This is a genomic window from Streptomyces sp. NPDC059743, from assembly GCF_042732975.1.
Classification (GTDB): Bacteria; Actinomycetota; Actinomycetes; order Streptomycetales; family Streptomycetaceae; genus Streptomyces.
The window spans coordinates 305,905-326,272 of the sequence record NZ_JBHWGS010000001.1 but is presented as its reverse complement, the minus strand read 5'-3'; the positions used below and the strand labels follow the sequence as shown (position 1 = coordinate 326,272).

Annotated in this window: 19 protein-coding genes; 13 read left to right on the top strand and 6 right to left on the bottom strand. The window is 69.8% G+C overall.

All coding sequences use genetic code 11. From position 1 onward, the window contains the following. Positions 1 to 53 precede the first annotated feature (53 nt). Positions 54 to 1,553, bottom strand: a complete 1,500-nt coding sequence (locus ACFV6H_RS01450) for a sensor histidine kinase (protein ID WP_385537160.1) — start codon at positions 1,551 to 1,553, stop codon at positions 54 to 56. Next, positions 1,550 to 2,212 carry a response regulator transcription factor gene (locus ACFV6H_RS01445; RefSeq protein WP_385537157.1) on the bottom strand — a complete coding sequence of 221 codons (663 nt, stop codon included), beginning with the start codon at positions 2,210 to 2,212 and terminating at the stop codon, positions 1,550 to 1,552. The genes ACFV6H_RS01450 and ACFV6H_RS01445 overlap by 4 nt, the downstream gene beginning before the upstream one ends. A 114-nt stretch (positions 2,213 to 2,326) precedes the next feature. On the opposite strand from ACFV6H_RS01445, the gene ACFV6H_RS01440 reads away from it, so the two are divergent. Beyond that, positions 2,327 to 2,752: a PepSY domain-containing protein gene (locus ACFV6H_RS01440; protein ID WP_385537154.1), complete on the top strand. Its 426-nt coding sequence runs from the start codon at positions 2,327 to 2,329 to the stop codon at positions 2,750 to 2,752. A gap of 508 nt (positions 2,753 to 3,260) precedes the next feature. Here ACFV6H_RS01440 and meaB read toward each other — a convergent pair. Beyond that, entirely contained in the window at positions 3,261 to 4,220 is a 960-nt protein-coding gene (gene meaB, locus ACFV6H_RS01435; protein WP_384976259.1) for a methylmalonyl Co-A mutase-associated GTPase MeaB, read from the bottom strand. 85 nt (positions 4,221 to 4,305) lie between these two features. After that, a complete protein-coding gene (locus tag ACFV6H_RS01430; RefSeq protein WP_384784769.1) occupies positions 4,306 to 5,505 on the bottom strand; it encodes an acetyl-CoA C-acetyltransferase in 1,200 nt (399 codons plus the stop codon). Positions 5,506 to 5,650: 145 nt separating this feature from the next. Between ACFV6H_RS01430 and mce the strand changes: the two genes are divergently transcribed. The 7 genes from mce to ACFV6H_RS01395 all read left to right on the top strand — a co-directional run bounded on the left by mce (position 5,651) and on the right by ACFV6H_RS01395 (position 15,348). Then, the gene (mce, locus tag ACFV6H_RS01425) at positions 5,651 to 6,079 is read left to right on the top strand and encodes a methylmalonyl-CoA epimerase (RefSeq protein ID WP_093604356.1); all 429 of its coding nucleotides are present in this window, start codon (positions 5,651 to 5,653) and stop codon (positions 6,077 to 6,079) included. 159 nt (positions 6,080 to 6,238) lie between these two features. After that, complete coding sequence (gene scy, locus ACFV6H_RS01420; RefSeq protein ID WP_385537149.1) at positions 6,239 to 9,958, top strand: polarized growth protein Scy; 3,720 nt, start codon at positions 6,239 to 6,241, stop codon at positions 9,956 to 9,958. Between the two features lie 114 nt (positions 9,959 to 10,072). After that, positions 10,073 to 11,011 (top strand): cellulose-binding protein, encoded by a 939-nt coding sequence (locus tag ACFV6H_RS01415; protein WP_066952029.1) that lies wholly within the window; start codon positions 10,073 to 10,075, stop codon positions 11,009 to 11,011. Positions 11,012 to 11,212: 201 nt separating this feature from the next. Then, positions 11,213 to 12,286: an ABC transporter ATP-binding protein gene (locus tag ACFV6H_RS01410; protein ID WP_385537146.1), complete on the top strand. Its 1,074-nt coding sequence runs from the start codon at positions 11,213 to 11,215 to the stop codon at positions 12,284 to 12,286. Between the two features lie 2 nt (positions 12,287 to 12,288). Next, a complete protein-coding gene (locus ACFV6H_RS01405; protein ID WP_385537143.1) occupies positions 12,289 to 13,068 on the top strand; it encodes an ABC transporter permease subunit in 780 nt (259 codons plus the stop codon). A gap of 160 nt (positions 13,069 to 13,228) precedes the next feature. Next, entirely contained in the window at positions 13,229 to 14,440 is a 1,212-nt protein-coding gene (locus ACFV6H_RS01400) for an ABC transporter ATP-binding protein (protein WP_385537140.1), read from the top strand. Next, a complete protein-coding gene (locus tag ACFV6H_RS01395; protein ID WP_385537137.1) occupies positions 14,437 to 15,348 on the top strand; it encodes an ABC transporter permease subunit in 912 nt (303 codons plus the stop codon). Before ACFV6H_RS01400 ends, ACFV6H_RS01395 begins: the two co-directional genes overlap by 4 nt. Before the next feature lie 23 nt (positions 15,349 to 15,371). On the opposite strand, the gene ACFV6H_RS01390 is transcribed toward ACFV6H_RS01395, so the two are convergent. Continuing rightward, positions 15,372 to 15,701, bottom strand: a complete 330-nt coding sequence (locus tag ACFV6H_RS01390; RefSeq protein WP_384784782.1) for an ATP/GTP-binding protein — start codon at positions 15,699 to 15,701, stop codon at positions 15,372 to 15,374. Between the two features lie 210 nt (positions 15,702 to 15,911). Between ACFV6H_RS01390 and ACFV6H_RS01385 the strand changes: the two genes are divergently transcribed. After that, entirely contained in the window at positions 15,912 to 16,937 is a 1,026-nt protein-coding gene (locus ACFV6H_RS01385; RefSeq protein WP_385537133.1) for an LLM class flavin-dependent oxidoreductase, read from the top strand. A gap of 196 nt (positions 16,938 to 17,133) precedes the next feature. Here ACFV6H_RS01385 and ACFV6H_RS01380 read toward each other — a convergent pair whose 3' ends face one another. Then, the gene (locus ACFV6H_RS01380) at positions 17,134 to 17,526 is read right to left on the bottom strand and encodes an SCO5389 family protein (protein WP_066954020.1); all 393 of its coding nucleotides are present in this window, start codon (positions 17,524 to 17,526) and stop codon (positions 17,134 to 17,136) included. Positions 17,527 to 17,739: 213 nt separating this feature from the next. Between ACFV6H_RS01380 and nucS the strand changes: the two genes are divergently transcribed. The 4 genes from nucS to ACFV6H_RS01360 all read left to right on the top strand — a co-directional run bounded on the left by nucS (position 17,740) and on the right by ACFV6H_RS01360 (position 20,257). Continuing rightward, positions 17,740 to 18,411 carry an endonuclease NucS gene (nucS, locus tag ACFV6H_RS01375; RefSeq protein ID WP_384975867.1) on the top strand — a complete coding sequence of 224 codons (672 nt, stop codon included), beginning with the start codon at positions 17,740 to 17,742 and terminating at the stop codon, positions 18,409 to 18,411. Positions 18,412 to 18,640: 229 nt separating this feature from the next. Then, positions 18,641 to 18,874 (top strand): hypothetical protein, encoded by a 234-nt coding sequence (locus tag ACFV6H_RS01370; protein ID WP_385537128.1) that lies wholly within the window; start codon positions 18,641 to 18,643, stop codon positions 18,872 to 18,874. Then, positions 18,871 to 19,425 (top strand): DUF6879 family protein, encoded by a 555-nt coding sequence (locus ACFV6H_RS01365; protein WP_385537912.1) that lies wholly within the window; start codon positions 18,871 to 18,873, stop codon positions 19,423 to 19,425. Before ACFV6H_RS01370 ends, ACFV6H_RS01365 begins: the two co-directional genes overlap by 4 nt. Beyond that, positions 19,340 to 20,257 carry a helix-turn-helix domain-containing protein gene (locus tag ACFV6H_RS01360; protein WP_385537125.1) on the top strand — a complete coding sequence of 306 codons (918 nt, stop codon included), beginning with the start codon at positions 19,340 to 19,342 and terminating at the stop codon, positions 20,255 to 20,257. The genes ACFV6H_RS01365 and ACFV6H_RS01360 overlap by 86 nt, the downstream gene beginning before the upstream one ends. Positions 20,258 to 20,368 lie beyond the last annotated feature (111 nt).

The window sequence follows — 20,368 nt, the reverse complement described above, 5'->3', positions numbered from 1 at the left end:
GGCGGCCGTGCGCAACCAGAGCGTTTCCGCAACCCAGGGGGCCGGAGCGGGGCTCAGGCGCTCGCTACGGGCAAGCTGAGAACGAAGTGGGCGCCGCCCGACGAGGAGTTGGCGACTGTGAGGGTGCCGTTGTGGCGTTCGGCGATGTCGCGGGCGATGGCGAGTCCGAGTCCCGCGCCGCCGTTGTCACGGCTGCGGGCGTCGTCGAGCCGTACGAACCGTTCGAAGATCCGCTCGCGCTCCGCCTCCGGCACACCGGAGCCGTCATCGCTGACCGCGAGGACCACCTGACCGTCGTCCGCGCGGTGTACGGACACCTCTACCGAACCCCGCGCGTGGCGCTGGGCGTTGTCGAGCAGGTTGCCGAGGACCCGGGCCAACTGGCCGCGTGAGCCTGTCACTTCGATTTCCTGACCGGTGTCGACCGTCACCGGTATACGGTCCGAGGTCCGCTGCGAGACCTCCTCGCGGACCAGCGCGCCCAGATCGAGCCGCGTCCGTCCCGGCCGCTCCCCGGCGTCCAGCCGGGCCAGCAGCAGCAGATCGGCGGCGAGTTGCTGGAGCCGTACGGTGTCCGCGACCGCGCCCGGCACATCCAGCAACTCCGGGTAGGCGTCGCCCACTTCGAGCTGAGTGCGGAGGGAGGCGATGGGACTGCGCAGTTCGTGCGAGGCGTCCGCGACAAAGCGGCGCTGCCGGTCGACGGCCGCCTCCAGCGCGGTGAGCGTCTCATTGGTCGTACGGGCCAGCCGGGCCACCTCGTCATGGGCGGCGGGCTCCGGCACCCGCCTGGACAGATCCTCGGACGCGGTGATGGCCGCCATCTCACGCCGGATGCCTTCCACGGGCCTGAGCGCCCGCCGGGTCACCAGCCAGGTCACTCCCCCGACGACCAGCAGCAGGACGGGCAGTCCCAGCAGCATCGCCACGGCGGCCGTGCCGACCGCGCTCTGCCGGGCGTCCAGTGACGCGCCCGCGTGGACGACGACCGTCTGGCCCGCGGTGTCGGTCACCGCGATGGTGGCGAAGCGGTAGTCGCCCGTCCTGCCGTCGACGGTGGCGCTTCCCGAGCTGCGATCCTTGATCTCACCGATCTCACCGATGGCGGGATCGTCGCTGCCGCGCCCGTGGCCCCCGTGGTCGTCCCCGCTGTCGTCGTCTCCTCCGCTGTCGTCACCTGGCTCGGCGCTCGGCTGCGAGGGAGGGCTCCGTACGACCCGTACGGCGGGCACTCCGGTGCCGCTGATCCGCTCCAGGTCCTCACCGGCCACGAGCAGCCGACCCTCCTCGGTGACCACCTGCACCGGATGCTCCTCGGTGGCCGGCAGTTCGAGATCCGCGTACGAGGTCCGGGCGGGAACCTGGGACGCGATGTCCAGGGCGACATCGCGCGCCGTGGAGTCGGCCTGGCGGTCGGCCTGGTCGGTGAGGTTCGCGCGGAGCGAGAGGAGGACGGCGATCCCGGCGGCCACGAGCGCGACCGCCACGACGGCCGTCGCCCCGAGGGAGGTCTTGGCCCGTACGGAACCGAACGGTCGTCTTACGGCGCTCATGACGACACCAGCCGGTAGCCCGCACCGCGCACGGTCTGGATGGCCGCCGCGCCTATCTTGCGCCGCAGGGTGCTGATGTAGACCTCGATGATGTTGGGATCGCCGTCGTAGGCGAAGTCCCAGACGTGTTCCAGGATCTCCGGTTTGCCGACCACCTCGCCCGCCCGGACCGCGAGTTGCTCCAGTACGGCGAACTCCTTGGCGGTCAGCGCCACTTCGGTGCCGTCCCGGAAGACGCGGCGGGCCGCGGTGTCGACGGTGAGATTCCCGGCCCGCAGGACGGGCGAGGCCCCGGCCGAACCGCGGCGGCGCAGCAGCGCCTTGACCCGCGCGACGAGCACGACGTACGAGAACGGCTTGGTCAGATAGTCGTCCGCGCCCGTGTCGAGCCCTTCCGCCTCGTCGTACTCGCCGTCCTTCGCGGTGAGCATCAGGATCGGTACGTCATTGCCGGCGGCGCGCAGGGCGGCGCAGACCCGATAGCCGTTCATCCCGGGCAGCATGATGTCGAGCACGACCAGGTCGTAGACGCCCTCGCCGGCCCGGTGCAGCCCTTCGAGACCGTCGTGGACGACATCCACGGCGAAGCCCTCGGCCCGCAGCCCCTTGGCCAGCGACACCGCGAGCCGCTTCTCGTCCTCCACGATCAGCAAACGCATGTCCCCACCCTGCCAAACGGAACCTGAAGATCTCTTCAGCCTGCTTCAGGCTGGCTTCAGCTTCCCTCAGGGACATTGAGGTCGTTCGCAATCGGACCGACTGGGGAGAACCTCATGAAGCGCAATCTCGTCATCGCCGCCATCACCGCGGCGGCTCTGATCGGCGGCGGAACGTACACCGCGGTCGCCATGGGCGGCGACGACGGCACGGCCGACCCGGGGACGCCGCCCGCGCCCGTGTCGCAGCTCGCGTCGTCGGACGACTCCCCGAGCCCGCGTGTGAGCCGGGCGGACTTGACGGCGGGACAGGCGGCGGACGCGGCCCTGAAGAAGGTCCCGGGGACGGTGACCTCCGTCGAGCGGGACGACGACCGTACGGGCCGCTGGGAGGTCGACGTACGCGGCAAGGACGGCCGCATCCACGAACTGAACATCCACGCACGCACGGGCAAGGTCACGCCGGACCGTACCGACGACCGGGGTGACGACCACGGCGGTCGGCACGGTGACGGCCGGGACGACGACGGTCGCGACGACTGACGGCCGTGGTTCCGGGGTGCGTTTCGGCTGGGCCCGGCCGGGCGCACCCACACCGTCCGGAAGCCCGGCGCCGGGGCGGGCGTTTCCGTCCTCAATCGCCGGACGGGCTGGTTTTTCCGGCCTGCGGCCGGTGGCGCGATGGGGCAGACCTCTACCGACTGCGAACCCGGCACCGGGGTCGCCGGTTCCGTCCTCAATCGCCGGACGGGCTTGATTTTGCCCCACCGTCTGGGCACCCGGCACCAGGGTTGGCCGTTCCGTCCTCAAACGCCGGACGGGCTTGGTGGGTGCCCGGCACGAGCCGCAGACGGCGTACGGCGGGAGGGGGGCGGGGTCGTAGGAGGTGCGTGTCCGGACACTAAAGCGTGATTTGTGCCGCACACGAAACCCGCACCAGACAACCAACCCGCACGCGGCGTAAATCATGCCGTCCGGACATGTACCTCCCGAGGCCCCGACACCCGCACCCACCACCGGCCCCGCGCCGCAGGCGCGCACCGCCCCGCCGTCAGGCGCCCTCCGTGAGGCCCGCCACCAGTTCGTCCGCCGCGCCGTACGGGTCCAGTTCGCCCGCTACGATCCGTTCCGCCAGGGCGCCCACGCGGCGGTCGCCGTGGAGGTCGGCGATGCGGGTGCGGAGGGCTGTGACGGCGATCGCTTCCACCTCGTGGGCCGCGCGGCTGATGCGGCGTTGGGCCAGGACGTCGTGTTCCTCCATCCAGGCGCGGTGCTTCTCCAGCGCCTCCACGACCTCGTCGATGCCCTCGCCCCGCGCCGCGACCGTCTTGACGATCGGCGGGCGCCAGTCGCCCGGGCCCCGGGACTCGCCCAGGCCGAGCATGTGGTTCAGCTCGCGGACCGTCGCGTCGGCGCCGTCGCGGTCCGCCTTGTTGACCACGTACACATCGCCGATCTCCAGGATTCCGGCCTTCGCGGCCTGGATGCCGTCGCCCATGCCCGGCGCCAGCAGCACCACCGAGGTGTCGGCCTGGGAGGCGATCTCGACCTCCGACTGGCCGACTCCGACGGTCTCCACCACGATCACGTCGCAGCCCGCCGCGTCCAGCACCCGGATGGCCTGTGGAGCCGCCCAGGCCAGACCGCCGAGATGGCCGCGGGTGGCCATCGAGCGGATATAGACGCCCGGGTCCGAGGCGTGTTCGGACATCCGGACGCGGTCGCCGAGCAACGCGCCGCCGGAGAAGGGCGACGAGGGATCGACGGCCAGCACCGCGACCCGCTTGCCCGCCCGCCGGTACGCGGTGACCAGCGCCGAGGTGGACGTCGACTTGCCGACACCGGGCGAGCCGGTGATCCCGACGACATACGCCCGGCCCGCGAGCGGTGCCAGCGCCGCCATCACCTCCCGCAGCTGCGGGGACGCCCCCTCGACCAGTGAGATCAGCCGGGCCACGGCCCGCGGCCGGCCCTCACGCGCCTGAGCCACCAGCTCGGGGACGTCCTGCATCACAGCTCCAGCTCCGTTACTCGGCCGTTCGGCCAATCGTTCAGCTACTCGTACTCAGCGGCGTATTAAACGTACGTACTACGGACTACCCCGCCACCCGCACAATCAGCGCGTCCCCCTGGCCCCCGCCGCCGCACAGCGCCGCCGCGCCGATCCCGCCGCCACGCCGCTTCAGCTCCAGCGCCAGATGCAGCACGAGCCGCGCGCCGGACATCCCGATCGGGTGACCGAGAGCGATCGCGCCGCCGTTCACGTTCACCTTTTCCGGCGACACCCCGAGGTCCTTCATCGACTGCACGGCGACCGCCGCGAAGGCCTCGTTGATCTCGATCAGATCGAGGTCGCCGACGGCCAGGCCCTCCTTCTTCAGGGCGTGCAGGATCGCGTTGGACGGCTGGGACTGGAGCGAGTTGTCCGGGCCCGCCACATTGCCGTGGGCGCCGATCTCGGCGATCCACTCCAGGCCCAGTTCCTCCGCCTTGGCCCGGCTCATCACCACGACCGCCGCCGCGCCGTCGGAGATCTGCGAGGAGGTGCCCGCCGTGATCGTGCCGTCCTTGTCGAAGGCCGGGCGCAGCCGGGCCAGCGACTCCACCGTGGTCTCCGGGCGGATGCCCTCGTCCTGGGCGAAGACCACCGGATCGCCCTTGCGCTGCGGGATCTCCACCGGAGTGATCTCGGCCTCGAAGACGCCGTTCTTCTGCGCGGCGGCGGCCCGCTGGTGGGAGAGCGCGCCGAACTCGTCCTGCTCCGGGCGCGCGATACCGAGCCGGGTGTTGTGCTTCTCGGTCGAGGCGCCCATGGCGATCTCCTCGAAGGAGTCGGTCAGCCCGTCGTACGCCATCGAGTCGAGCAGCTCGACCGCGCCGTACTTGTAGCCCTCACGGGACTTGGGCAGCAGATGCGGCGCGTTGGTCATGGACTCCTGGCCGCCCGCGACCACCACCTCGAACTCGCCCGCGCGGATGAGCTGGTCGGCGAGCGCGATCGCGTCGAGGCCGGAGAGACAGACCTTGTTGACGGTGAGCGCCGGGACGTTCATGGGAATGCCGGCCTTGACCGCGGCCTGGCGTGCCGGGATCTGCCCTGTCCCGGCCTGGAGCACCTGGCCCATGATCACGTACTGCACCTGGTCGCCGCCGATCCCGGCGCGCTCCAGCGCGGCCTTGATGGCGAAGCCGCCGAGCTCCGCACCGGAGAAGGACTTCAGCGAGCCGAGCAGCCGTCCCATCGGGGTACGGGCGCCCGCGACGATCACGGAGGTGGTGGTGTTCGTATCCGACATGAGACGCGATCCCCTTAGCTTGGAGCGTGAGGAGTGAACGATGGTTTACTTCCAATGTACTGAGCGGTACGCGCCGGGGTCATCCGGCCGTGCGTGTGATCGCGCGCACGTTGCGTAACCGGCGCCATGACGCTCCACTGTCTCCATGCTGACGCGAATCGACCACATCGGAATCGCCTGTTTCGATCTCGACGCCACCGTCGAGTTCTACCGGGCCACCTACGGCTTCGAGGTCTTCCACACCGAGGTCAACGAGGAGCAGGGCGTACGCGAGGCCATGCTCAAGATCAACGGGACGTCGGACGGCGGGGCTTCGTACCTTCAGCTCCTCGAACCGGTACGGGAGGACTCCCCGGTGGGCAAGTGGCTCGCGAAGAACGGCGAGGGCGTGCACCACATCGCCTTCGGGACCGCGGATGTCGACGGGGACGCCCAGGCGGTCCGTGACAAGGGCGTACGGGTCCTCTACGACGAGCCGCGCCGGGGTTCCATGGGCTCGCGCATCACTTTTCTCCACCCCAAGGACTGTCACGGAGTCCTCACAGAACTCGTCACCTCCGCCCCGGAGCACTGACCTTAAGGATTCCCGGCCCGGTAGAGTGGGGCGCTCCGGGCCGGGGCCGGGCCGGGGCCGCGCCCCTGCCGTTGATCTGACACCATTCCCCGGGGGGCCGTTCGCCGCGAACGGTGCTCGATTGGGCAGTTGCGACCAGGGGACGGATGGGACCGCGCAGTGCGGGGCTACGAACGCCAGGAGAGCCACCGAGCTGACGACGACCACCTCTCGCGGTTCGAAGCCGAGATGGAACGGCTGAAGACCGCGCGGGAGAAGGCCGTCCAGCACGCCGAGGACCTCGGTTACCAGGTCGAGGTATTGCGCGCCAAGCTCCATGAGGCACGCCGCACACTGGCCACGCGCCCGTCGTCCTACGACAACGGCGACCTCGGCTACCAGGCCGAGCAGCACCTCCGTAACGCCCAGATCCAGGCCGAGCAGATGCGCGCGGACGCGGAGCGCGAGCTGCGTGACGCCCGGGCCCAGACGCAGCGCATCCTCCAGGAGCACGCCGAGCACCAGGCCAGGCTCCAGGCGGAGCTGCACGCGGAGGCCGTCCAGCGCCGTCAGCGGCTCGACCAGGAGCTCGCGGAGCGCCGGCAGACCGTCGAGTCGCATGTCAACGAGAACGTCGCCTGGGCCGAGCAGCTCAGGGCCCGTACGGAGTCCCAGGCCCGGCGGCTGCTGGACGAGTCCCGCGCCGAGGCCGAGCAGTCCCTGACCGCCGCCCGCGCGGAGGCCGTCCGGGTCACCGAGGAGGCCCGCCGCCGGCTCGGCGAGGCGTCCGAGGCGGCCAGATCGGAAGCTGAAGCGATCCTGCTGCGGGCCCGCAGGGACGCCGAGCGGCTGCTGAACGCCGCGTCCTCGCAGGCGCAGGAGGCCTCCAGCCACGCCGAGCAGTTGCGTACGTCCACGACGGCCGAGGCCGATCAGGTCCGCCAGCACGCCGCCGAGCTGAGCCGCGCCGCCGATCAGCGGATGCACGAGGCGCAGGAGCGGCTGCGCGAGGCCCGCGCGGAGGCCGAGAAGGTCACCGCGGAGGCCAAGGAGAGCGCGGCCAAGCGGCTGGCCGGAGTCGAGTCGCAGAACGAGCAGCGCACACGTACGGCCAAGTCGGAGATCGCCCGGCTGGTCGGCGAGGCCACGAAGGACGCCGAGGCCACCAGGGCGGAGGCCGAGCAGGCGCTCGCCGACGCCCGCGCGGAGGCCGAGAAGCTGGTCGCGGAGGCCGCGGAGAAGGCCCGTACGGTCGCCGCCGAGGACACCGCGGCCCAGCTCGCCAAGGCGGCCCGTACCGCCGAAGAGGTGCTGACGAAGGCGTCGGACGACGCCAAGGCCACCACCAGGTCGGCGAGCGAGGAGGCCGACCGGATCCGCCGTGAGGCGGAGGCCGAGGCGGACCGGCTGCGCGGCGAGGCGGCCGAGCAGGCCGACCAGCTCAAGGGCGCGGCCAAGGACGACACCAAGGAGTACCGCGCCAAGACGGTCGAGCTCCAGGAGGAGGCGCGCAGGCTGCGCGGCGAGGCCGAGCAGCTCAGGGCCGAGGCGGTCGCCGAGGGCGAGCGGATCCGTGGCGAGGCCCGGCGTGAGGCCGTCCAGCAGATCGAGGAGGCGGCCAGGTCCGCCGAGGAGCTGCTGACCAAGGCCAAGGCGGACGCCGACGAGCTGCGCTCGGGCGCCACCGCCGAGAGCGAGCGCGTCCGTACGGAAGCCATCGAGCGCGCCACCACGCTGCGCCGGCAGGCCGAGGAGACGCTGGAGCGCACACGCGCCGAGGCGGAGCGGCTGCGCGCCGAGGGCGAGGAGCAGGGCGAGGCCACCAGGGCCGCCGCCGAGCAGGCCGCGGCCGAGCTGCGCGAGGAGACCGAGCGCGGGATCGAGGCCCGCAAGGACGAGGCCTCTGACGAGCTGACGCGGCTGCACACGGAGGCCGAGCAGCGGCTCGCGTCGGCCGAGGAGGCGCTCACCGACGCGCGCGCCGAGTCCGAGCGGATCCGCCGTGAGGCCTCGGAGGAGGCCGAGCGGCTGCGCGCGGAGTCCGCCGAGCGGGTACGTACGCTCCAGGCGCAGGCCGAGCAGGAGGCGGAGCGGCTCCGTAACGAGGCGGCGTCCGACGCCTCGGAGTACCGCGCCGAGGCGGAGACCGCGGCGGTACGGCTACGGAGCGAAGCCGCCACGGAGGCCGAGCGCCTCAAGACCGAGGCACAGGAGACCGCCGACCGTGTCAGGGCCGAGGCCGCCGCCGCCGCTGAGCGGGTGGGTGCCGAAGCCGCCGAGGCGCTGGCCGCCGCGCAGGAGGAGGCGGGCCGCCGCCGCCGCGAGGCCGAGGAGACGCTGACGTCCGCCCGTACGGAGGCGGACCAGGAGCGCGAGCGGGCGCGCGAGCAGAGCGAGGAGCTGCTCGCCTCGGCCCGTAACCGCGTCGAGGAGGCACAGACCGAGGCGCACCGGCTGGTCGCGGAGGCGGACTACCGCGCCACCGAGCTGGTGGCCGCGGCCGAGCAGACCGCCCAGCAGGTACGGGACTCGGTCGCCGGGCTCCAGGACCAGGCCGAGCAGGAGATCGCCGGGCTGCGCTCCGCCGCCGAGCACGCGGCCGAGCGGACGCGGACGGAGGCGCAGGAGGAGGCCGACCGGGTACGCGCGGACGCGTACGCGGAGCGGGAGCGCGCCTCCGAGGACGCCGGCCGGATCCGTGCCAGGGCCCAGGAGGAGTCCGACGCCGCGCAGTCCCTGGCCGAGCGGACCGTGGGCGACGCGATCGCGGAGGCGGAGCGGATGCGCGCCGACACCGCGGAGTACGCGCAGCGCGTCAGGACCGAGGCGTCCGACTCGCTGGCGGCGGCCGAGCAGGACGCGGCCCGCGCCCGTGCCGAGGCCCGGGCGGACGCGAACCGTATCCGCGGCGACGCCGCCGGCCAGGCCGACCGGCTCATCGCGGAGGCCACGGGCGAGTCCGAGCGGATGCGTGCCGAGGCCGCGGAGACGGTGGGCGCGGCGCAGCAGGCCGCCGAGCGGCTGCGCGCCGACGCCGAGAAGTTCAAGGCGGACACCGAGGCCGCCGCGGAGCGGCTCAGGAACGAGGCCCAGGAGGAGACGGACTGGCTCCTGGACGAGGCGCGCAAGGACGCGGCCAAGCGCCGCGCCGACGCCGCCGAGCAGGCCGACCAGCTCATCAACAAGGCCCAGGAGGAGGCGTTGCGTGCCGCCACCGAGGCCGAGGCCCAGGCCGACACGATGGTGGGCGCCGCCCGCAAGGAGGCCGGCCGTATCACCGCGGACGCGACCGTCGAGGGCAACTCCCTGGTGGAGAAGGCCCGTACGGACGCGGACGAGCTGCTCGTCGGCGCGCGGCGGGACGCGACGGCCATCCGGGACCGGGCCGAGGAGCTGCGCGTACGTGTCGAGAGCGAGATCGAGCAGCTCCACGAGCGCGCCCGCCGGGAGACCTCCGAGCAGCTCAAGACTGTTGGCGAGCGCGTCGACAATCTGATGAAGGCCGCCAACGAGCAGCGGGCCGAGGCCGATGCGAAGGCCAAGCAGCTCGTCGCCGACGCCGGTTCCGAGGCGAGCAGAGTACGGATCGCCGCGGTGAAGAAGGCCGAGGCCCTGCTCAAGGAGGCCGAGCAGAAGAAGGCCGGACTCATCAGAGAGGCCGAGGAGTTGCGCGCGGACGCCGCCCGGGAGGCCAAGCGTACGGTCGACGACGGCAAGCGCGAACTCGATGTCCTGGTGCGCAGGCGCGAGGACATTCAGACGGAGATCTCCCGCGTCCAGGATGTACTCGAAGCTTTGGAGTCGTTTGAGGCACCCGCCGGTCCTACGAAGGACACCCAGGTCAAGGCGGGCGCCGCGGCGGGAACAACCCGTTCGAGTGGCAAGTCGTCCGACAGCTAGCCACTCAAAAGGCTGGACATTCTCCAGATCAAACCGGCATCCGCTCGATGACACGCCGCTTAGGCCCCTAGGATTCCCTCTATCACCTCACCGGTCTCATTCGACAGGAACCCCATGAGCGACACTTCCTCCCCATTCGGCTTCGAGCTCGTGCGGCGTGGTTACGACCGCGGTCAGGTGGACGACCGCATTACCAAACTCGTCGCCGACCGTGACAGTGCCCTGGCCCGTATCACCGCACTGGAGAAGCGCATCGAGGAGCTCCACCTCGAAACGCAGAACGCCCAGGCCCAGGTATCCGACGCGGAGCCGTCGTACGCCGGACTCGGCGCCCGGGTCGAGAAGATCCTCCGCCTCGCCGAGGAGGAGGCGAAGGACCTGCGCGAGGAGGCCAGGCGCGCGGCCGAGCAGCACCGCGAGCTGGCCGAGTCGGCGGCCCAGCAGGTGCGCAACGACGCCGAGGCGTTCGCTGCGGAGCGCAAGGCCAAGGCCGAGGACGAGGGCGTCCGTATCGTCGAGAAGGCGAAGGGTGACGCCTCGACCCTGCGTACGGACGCGCAGAAGGACGCGCAGTCCAAGCGCGAGGAGGCCGACGCGCTCTTCGAGGAGACCCGCGCCAAGGCCGCCCAGGCCGCCGCGGACTTCGAGACGAACCTGGCCAAGCGCCGCGAGCAGTCGGAGCGCGACCTGGCCGCGCGTCAGGCCAAGGCCGAGAAGCGCCTGGCGGAGATCGAGCACCGCGCCGAGCAGCTCCGCCTGGAGGCCGAGAAGCTGCGTACGGACGCGGAGCGCCGCTCCCGGCAGACCGTCGAGACGGCGCAGCGCCAGGCCGAGGACATCGTGGCCGACGCGAACGCCAAGGCCGACCGGATCCGCAGCGAATCGGAGCGCGAGCTGGCGGCGCTCACCAACCGCCGCGACTCGATCAACGCCCAGCTCACCAACGTCCGCGAGATGCTGGCCACGCTGACCGGCGCCGCGGTGGCCGCCGCGGGCAGCCCGGCGGACGACGAGCCGATCTCCCGTGGTGTGCCGGCCCAGCAGACCCGCTGAGCCGCCCGCCGAAGCCCGTCGTCGTACGGAGCCTGAGCCCGATCGGCTGAGCCCGCGACGGTGGTCGAGCAGATCGACGTAGGTGTCGAGCAGGTCGACGTAGGTAACGATCGTGCAAGCCCCCTGTCACTCCGGTGGCGGGGGGCTTCGCGCGCCTCTAGGTTGTCCGCATGATCGAGGTATCCGCATGAGGTTGTCCGCATGATCGAGGTCGAGGGACTCACCAAACACTTCGGCCGCAAGGTCGCGGTCGATGATCTCTCCTTCCAGGTCAGGCCCGGAGTGGTGACGGGCTTTCTCGGCCCCAACGGCGCGGGCAAGTCGACCACGATGCGGATGATGCTCGATCTGGACATCCCGACCGGTGGCTCGGTCAGGATCGACGGCAGGCGCTACCGCGAACTCGCCGAGCCGCTCAAGCACATCGGGGCGCTGCTGGAGGCGAAAGCCATGCACGGTGGCCGCAGCGCGTACAACAATCTCCTCTGTCTGGCACAGAGCAATCGCATTCCCGCGAGCCGGGTGGACGAGGTGCTCGACATGGTCGGGCTGACCGCCGTGGCGGGAAAGAAGTCGAAAGGTTTCTCCCTCGGTATGGGGCAGCGGCTCGGAATCGCCTCCGCGCTGCTCGGTGATCCCGAGATCCTGATGTTCGACGAGCCGGTGAATGGTCTGGACCCGGAGGGCATCCACTGGATTCGCAATCTGATGAAGGCGCTGGCGAACGACGGCCGGACGATCTTTGTCTCCAGCCATCTGATGAGTGAAATGGCTCTGACCGCCGATCACTTGATCGTGATCGGGCAGGGCAGACTGCTGGCGAACACCTCGATGGCGGACTTCATCCGGGAGAATTCCCGCAGTTATGCCCGGCTGCGCTCACCGGACCGGGAGCGGCTGAAGGACGTACTGCACGCGGCGGGCTTCACCGCGGTCGAGGCCGACGGCGGAGTGCTGGAGATCGACGGGGCCACCACCGAGGAGCTGGGCGAGTTGGCGGCCGGCCATGGGATCGTGCTGCATGAGCTGAGCGCACAGCGCGCCTCGCTCGAAGAAGCGTTCATGCAGATGACGGCCGAGTCGGTCGAGTACCACGCCCACACGGGCCCCGAGGACGGCCAGGTGCAGCCACAGCCACAGTCCGCGTGGGGCCGCCCGGCCGCCGAGGACCCACAGCCCGCGTGGGGCCGGGCACCCAGGGACCAGGCCACCGAGGAGCCGCAGCCCGGCCGGGCCTCCGAGAGCGCTCAGGACCACCAGGGCGAGGGAGTCTGACCATGGCATCGGTACCCGCGGTCCTCCGCTCCGAGTGGACCAAGATCCGTACGGTCTCCTCCACGGTCTGGACGCTGATCAGCGCCCTGGTGGTGACCGTGGCCCTGGGCGCGGCCCTCTCCGCGCTGCTGAACTCGACCTTCGACGAGCTGACGGAGCCGCAGCAGGTCACCTTCGATCCGACCTTCACCAGCTTCTCCGGGATGGTCCTGGGCCAGCTCGCGATGGTGGTCTTCGGAGTGCTGGTGGTCGGCTCCGAGTACAGCTCGGGCATGATCCGTACGTCACTGGCCGCCGTACCGCGGCGCGGCACCTTCCTCTTCGCCAAGATCCTGGTGGCCGGAGTGCTGGCGCTGGTGGTCGGGCTCGTCACCGGTTTCCTGGCGTTCTTCCTCGGCCAGGCGCTGCTCGGTGACCACAGCACCGGTATCGGCGAGCCGAATGTGCTGCGCGCGGTGATCGGCAGCGGGCTCTACATGACGCTGATCGCCCTCTTCTCGATGGGCGTGGCCGCGATGCTGCGCAGTTCGATTCTCTCGCTCGGCATTCTGATGCCGTTCTTCTTCCTCGTCTCGCAGATCCTCGCGGCCGTCCCGGTCGCGAAGGAGGTCGCCCACTACTTCCCCGACCAGGCCGGCTCCAGGATCATGCAGGTGGTGCCCGGCGCCATGAATTCCGAGGAGGCTCCGTACGGTCCCTGGGGCGGTCTCGGGATCATGGTCCTGTGGGTGGCCGCGGCCCTTCTGGGCGGTTATCTGGTGCTGAGGAAGCGGGACGCGTAGCCCGTTCGTCATGGGCCCCGTAGCCCGTTCGTCACCGACTCTCCGCCTGAACGACTTGGCCGCAACCGTCAAGGCCCGGATATCCTCCTAACTCTTACGGGGGTTTTCAGCCGGGAACGGCGACTGCCCCGACGACCTGACCTGTCGATGGGGCTGGAGAATGATCGAGGCAGTCGGCCTGACGAAGCGCTACGGCGCCCAGACGGCCGTGTACAACCTTTCCTTCCAGGTACGGCCCGGCTCGGTGACCGGGTTCCTGGGCCCCAACGGTTCCGGCAAATCGACCACCATGCGGATGATCCTCGGCCTCGACCAGCCGAGCGCGGGCCATGTCACGGTCGGCGGACATCCCTTCCGGCAGTTGCCGAACGCACCACGTCAGGTGGGCGCGCTGCTCGACGCCAAGGCGGTGCACGGCGGACGCAGCGCGCGCAATCATCTGCTCTCGCTGGCCCAGCTCTCCGGGATCCCGGCGACCAGGGTCGACGAGGTGCTCGGTGTCGTCGGCCTCCAGGATGTGGCCAGAAAGCGTTCCAAGGGCTTCTCGCTCGGTATGGGCCAGCGGCTCGGCATCGCGGCGGCGCTGCTCGGCGATCCGCAGGTGCTGCTCTTCGACGAGCCGGTCAACGGGCTCGATCCCGAGGGCATTCTCTGGGTCCGCAATCTGATGAAACAGCTCGCCGCCGAGGGCCGTACGGTGTTCGTCTCGTCACATCTCATGAGTGAGATGGCCGTCACGGCCGACCATCTCATCGTGATCGGACGCGGTCAGCTCCTCGCCGACATGAGCATCAAGGACTTCATCTCGGCCAACTCGGCGGACTTCGCGCGGGTGCGGGTCGCGCGGAGCGACCAGGACCGCGACCTGGACCAGGAGCGCCGCGAGAAGCTGAAGTCGGCGCTCACCGAGGCGGGCGGCCAGGTGCTCTCCGAGCCGGACGGCGCGCTGCGGATCACCGGGCTCCCGCTGCCACGGATCAGCGATCTGGCCCACGAGGCGGACGTACGGCTCTGGGAGCTGTCCCCGCACCAGGCCTCGCTGGAGGAGGCGTACATGCGGATGACACAGAGCGCCGTGGACTACCGCTCGACGGCCGACGCGCTGGCCGGCTTCCAGCAGCCGCAGATGCCCGGCTACGGGCCGCCGTACGGGTACGGTGCCGGGCCGCAGGGTTACGCGCCGCCGGTCGTCCCGGACGTGCCGCAGCAGGGCTGGTATCCCCCGCCGCCGCCCGGAGCCAACCCGTACGCGAGCGACGGCCCGGCCGCCGCCCCGGACGCGACGGCGCCGGCCGCCGAGTCGGCCGCCCAGCCCGCCACGGCTCCCGCCACGGACATCACGAAGCGCGACAGCACCGAGGACCCCCGATGACGACATCGCCGACGCCGCCGACCCAGCCGACACCGCCGACCTCGTACCAGCAGATCCCTCCGCAGTCCTCCGGGCCGTACAACGGCTCCATCAGCGGCTCCGTCAGCGGCTATGTCTCGCCGATCCCGGCCCGCCGGACGCATCTCGGCGACGCGCTGGCCTCGGAGTGGACCAAGCTCCGGTCCGTACGTTCCACGATGTGGACGCTCGGTGTCATGGTCGTGCTGGTGGTGGGCATCGGCCTGATCGCCGCGCTGATCGTGGCCTCCGCGGAGACCCAGATCGCCGACAACGAGTCCGTACTCGCCCTCGGCTTCTTCGGCGTGCTGCTCGGCACGATGTGTGTGATCACGCTGGGTGTGATGACCATCGCCTCGGAGTACAGCACGGGCATGATCCGTACGACGCTGACCGCGTGCCCCAGCCGGGTCCGGGTGCTGGCCGCCAAGGCGATCGTCTTCTTCGTCCTGGTCTTCGTGATCACGGCCGTGACGACGATGACCGTGGCCGCACTCCAGACCTCGATCGTGGACACCGCCTCGCCCGACGCCGCGGCCTGGTTCCGGGCGACGGTCGGCATCAGTCTCTATCTGGCCACGCTCGGACTGCTGGCCATGGCTGTGGGCGCGCTGGTCCGGCACTCGGCGGGCGCGATCACTGTGATGATCGGTGTGGTCCTGCTGCCGCTGGTGCTGGCCATGTTCATGTTCTCGGACTCGCTCAGCGGACTGCGTGACTCGCTGTTCGAGTACTCGATCCCCAACCAGCTCTCGGTCTTCTACACCGACAGCGCGGGCATCGCGAGCTCGTCGGGCCCTCGTGGCTGGGAACCGCTGTGGATCCTGCTGGTGGTGACGGCCGTCGCGATGGCCGGCGCGTGCTTCGCCCTCGACAGACGCGACGTCTAGAGCGGGAACACGAGAGACAGCGCCTAGTACTTGGGCGCGTTGCGGGACCGCTGTACCCGTGAGGTACGGCGGTCCTTCGCGTTCCAGCAGGACTGGTGCCAGTGGCGCCGGTCGTCCACGCCGCCGTACTCGGGCCAGGCCACCACATGCGGCACGGCGGACGGGATCTCCTGGTCGCAGCCCGGGCAGCGGTACCGCTTGCCCTCGGCGCTCGCGCCCGCGACATGGCGGACCGACCACTCCTCGCCCTGCCAGGACTCCGACCGCTGGAAGCCGCCGTACCTGTCCCCCGGCTCACCGGCTCGCTCGGTCGTTTTCTCGCCGCCTCGGGGGCGGTTGCGGCGCGGGGACACAGGACACCTCACGGGGCAGACAGCACGGTTGCGCTCCCAGCCTACGACCCGTAACACCGGGTGGACGCCCCGTGCGGCACAGGACGTCCGGACTCACAGAACAGACTTAACGGACAATCGCATAACTTTTACGGACGGCCGTGCCTTTGGCACGTGTCAGACGTTGTTGCCCATAGGGGAGTCGCGTCGGCCGCAAGGAGGCAGAAGGCGATGCGTGTTGGAGCTTTCGTACTGTCCGCCCAGTTCCCTGGTCAGGGACAGGGAGAGGCACTGAACCGGGCGGTACGCACCGCCGAACTGGCCGAGGAGTCCGGGCTGGACGCCGTCTGGCTGGCCGAGCACCACTTCGTACCGTACGGGGTGTGCCCGTCCGCCGTCACCCTGGCCGCGCTGCTCCTCGGCCGGACCCGGCGGATCCGGGTGGGCACGGCGGTCAGCGTGTTGCCGAACGTACATCCGGTGGCGCTCGGCGAACAGGCGGCGCTGCTGCATCTTGTGTCCGGAGGACGGTTCACGCTCGGTGTGGGACGGGGCGGGCCCTGGGTCGATCTGGAGGTCTTCGGCTCCGGTCTGGCCGCGTACGAGTGCGAGTTCCCCGAATCCCTCGCCCTGCTGCTGCGCTGGCTGAGCGAGCCGTGTGTCTCGGCGGAGGGCGAGCGCTTCCGGTTCCGTGAAGTCCCGGTCGTACCCAGGCCGGACGAACTGCTGGACGCGGCGGGCCCGGAGGTGGTCATCGCCTGCACCTCGCCCAGGACCGTACGGCTGGCCGCCGAGCACGGTCTGCCGATGCTGCTCGGGATGCACTGCGGCGACGAGGAGAAGGCGGAGATGGTCGGGCTGTGGCGTACACACGCACGCGCGGCGGGCCGCAGCCCCGAGGAGATCGAGGGCGCCGCGCATGTGTCGGTCGGCGTCGCGCAGATCGCGGACGGCCGGGCCGAGGCGGCGGAGACGCTCGTCAAGGCGATGCCCGGCTGGCTGCGGCAGGGCCTGGGCGCGCATGTCACGGTCGACGGCAGGCCGCGGTCGATGCGGGATCCCGTGGAGTACACGGAGCTGCTGTGCGAGCTGCATCCGGTGGGACCGCCCGGGCTGGCCGTGGACCGGCTCACGGCCACGGCGGAGCGTACGGGCATCAGCCGCTTCGCGCTGCTCGTCGAAGGTTCGGGCGATCTGGCGGCGACGGAGGAGAACATACAGCGGCTCGGGACGGAGGTGCTGCCGGCGCTCTGCTGACGAGCGGCTGGCGAGCGACGCACGGACGGGAGCCGTACGCCGGCTGGCAGCACCGTACAACCGCCCGCCGCGCACGGTGTGTCCGTCCTTCCGTCCTCTCGAACGGGCCTCTCGGATCGAACGGGCCTCCAGGACTGCTGCTGCCGCTCCTGCACCCACGACACCTCCCCGGTGCGCGGAGCGGCAGCAAGGGACCTCAGCAGTCCCGGAGTTCGGGAGACTGGTTGAGCAACTGGGCCCTCACCGAAGTGAAGCGGGCCAGCCGCTCGTCGACTGAGGTGTCCAGCGGGAACACCGCGACGCGGTGGCAGTTCTGAAAAGCGAGACGCACTCCGAAGTGCCGCTGGAGCGCACCGCGAATCGCATCACTCGCGAGCGCGCGCAGCAGCTGACCACGTGCCTGCTCGTCCGGCGGGGGCGTCTGGTTGTCGGCGAAAGGTCCACCGTCCACCTTCAGCTCTGCCACCAGAGAACTGATCATCTCCCATGCGTAGGGCAGGGAGGTCCGGACGCAGTCGACGAAAGCCGCTTCGTCGACCTCGCCTCGCTCGGCCTGATCCAACAGTGCCGGTGAGACGTCGAGCGACATGGGTTCTCCTCTCGCGACCCCGGGAAGCGGGGTCTTCCGGGCAGGGAAGGAGGCGACGACGACGCAGCGTGCACGATCGGCGACCTCCTGCTTCCACGTTAGGCGCGCAGTCGGGACGGCACCAGGAGAATGGGAACACAACCGGCCAATAACGAACGGGGGCTTCCAGGGCGAATCGCGCGGGAGCTCGCCGGTCGAGTAGCGTTGCCGACCATGCGTCTCGTCATTGCCCGCTGCTCCGTGGACTACGCGGGCCGGCTCACCGCCCACCTGCCCTCCGCTCCCCGTCTCATCCTGGTCAAGGCCGACGGCAGTGTGTCGATCCACGCCGACGACCGGGCGTACAAACCTCTCAACTGGATGTCGCCGCCGTGCACGCTCAAGGAAGGCGCCGACAACGACGCCGGTGTGTGGACGGTCGTGAACAAAGCGGGCGAGAAACTGATCATCACCATGGAGGAAGTACTCCACGATTCCTCGCACGAGCTGGGCGTCGATCCCGGACTCATCAAGGACGGCGTGGAGGCCCATCTCCAGGAGCTGCTCGCGGACCGTATCGAGACGCTCGGCGACGGATACACCCTGATCCGCCGCGAGTACCCGACGGCGATCGGCCCGGTGGACATCCTGTGCCGGGACGCGGACGGTGTGACGGTGGCGGTGGAGATCAAGCGGCGCGGCGAGATCGACGGTGTCGAGCAGCTCACGCGCTATCTCGAACTCCTCAACCGCGATCCTCATCTCGCCCCGGTGAAGGGCCTGTTCGCGGCCCAGGAGATCAAGCCCCAGGCCCGGGTGCTGGCGACGGACCGCGGGATCGGCTGTGTCGTACTCGACTACAACGGCCTGCGCGGCATCGAGGACGACAAGCTCCGCCTCTTCTGACGTCCGGACACACGGCCCGGGACCCCCGGATCTCGCCGCGAGACCGGGGGCGTACGTCGCACCAGTTCTCCCGTCGCCCCCGCTCCCCTTATACAGAGCGCTTCTGGTCGCATTCCGAGGTGCCGCTCGGCGATCTTGGCAGGGAGCCGACACCCTCTTGACCGCTCCTCGGGACGGTAGACACGATGGTGACCGAGAAAGTTTCTCGTCCATGCGAGCAAGGAGAGCCATGCGCGCTCAGTTTCTCGGCAAGGACCCGGAATCGCAGGTAGGCCAGTCGCCGACGCTGTTCGCGACCGACCGCACCGACCGCACGACCTACATCGCCCAAGGGTGGGTCGTGACCGACCCCCAGGCGCTCGCCGACGTCGGCCCGATCCCCGAGGGCGAAGCGATCATCGAGATCCCCGAGGATGTCCTGAAGTTCTACGCCCGCCGGTACCAGGAGGAGGAAGGGCACTGAGCCGCATCATCGGCGACGAGTTCGGCGAGTTGTTCCGCACCTTCAGGCACACCGCGTTTCGCCTGGAAGTGCGGGACAGCTACGACTCGTCGTACGAGAACGAATCATTGGGCAAGTTCCTTCGCGGCGAACCCGACGATCTGCCATGGATGCAAGACTGGTTGACCATGATTCGCGAGGCAACGGACAACGGTCTGCGTTTCTCGCGAGTTCGTGTCGTCAGCCTGCCCCTGACCGACTACAGCCGCTTTGGCATCTGGTGCGCTCAATTCACCAACGGCGCGGGCGAGGACATTCGGTATCTCACCCGCTGCGAAGCCAAGACCGAGGGACTACCTGACCACGACTACTGGTTGTTCGACTCCAGTAAACTGGTGCGGATGCACTTCGATGATGCGGACCGCTTCCTGGGCGGTGAGCTGATCGAAGATCCGGCTGTGATCGTGGAGCACAACCACTGGCGTGATGTTGCCTGGCACCACGCCAGACGACGGGATGACTTTGCCACCGAACAACACGAACAGCGCGACCAACGTCCACGAGGCACGTAACGCGCTGGGCAAGCGACTCCGTGAGCTGCGGCACCAAGCCGGCTTGACCGGCAAGCAGCTCGCGGAGTCGCTGGCATGGCCGCCATCGAAGGTATCGAAGCTGGAGAACGGTCGGCAGACGCCGACCGATGACGACATCCACGGTTGGACGCAGGTCACGGGCACCACGGATGAAGCCGAGGCGCTTCTCGCCTCGTTGCACACCCTCGAAGTCCAGCACGCCGAATGGCAGCGGCAGTTCAAAACCGGGCTGAGTGCTCACCAGAACGAAATTGCCGATCTGGACGCGCGAACCAAGTTTTTCCGCGCCTTTGAAGCGACGGTTATCCCTGGACTGCTGCAAACACCCGAGTACGCGCGGGCTCGGTTCGCTCAAGGGATCGCCATGTTCAGGGCACCCAACGACATCAACGAGGCTGTACGGGCACGAGCGCAGCGCCAAGAAATGCTGTACCGGCCGGACAAGCGTTTCCACTTCATTCTGACCGAAGCAGCACTGCGCTTCCGGCTCGCCTCACCAGAGGTCACCCTTGGCCAGTTGGATCGGCTGGTTTCCCTGTCCGCGCTGCCGAACGTGAAGCTCGGCATCATCGGATTCGAGACGCACTACGTGGTGGCGCCGTGGCATGGCTTCTGGATACTCGACCACGATCGCGTCATGGTCGAGACCTACTCGGCAGAGCTGAACCTTGCCCAGCCGCAAGAGGTCGAGCTGTACGGCCAGGTCTTCGAGCAGCTTGCCACCGTCGCCAGCTACGGCAGGGCAGCGCGGGCGATCATCACGGGCGTCATTGACGATCTCGCACCGGACGCCACCGAGGATGGCTCCTGATTTCTGCGACCTTCACCTCTTCGTGGAGTTTCGAGAAATACTAAGAAACTTTCTATACGTGCAGCGCTGTGGCTCCTACGCTTCCCACAGGACGGCGAACCGCGTCCATCC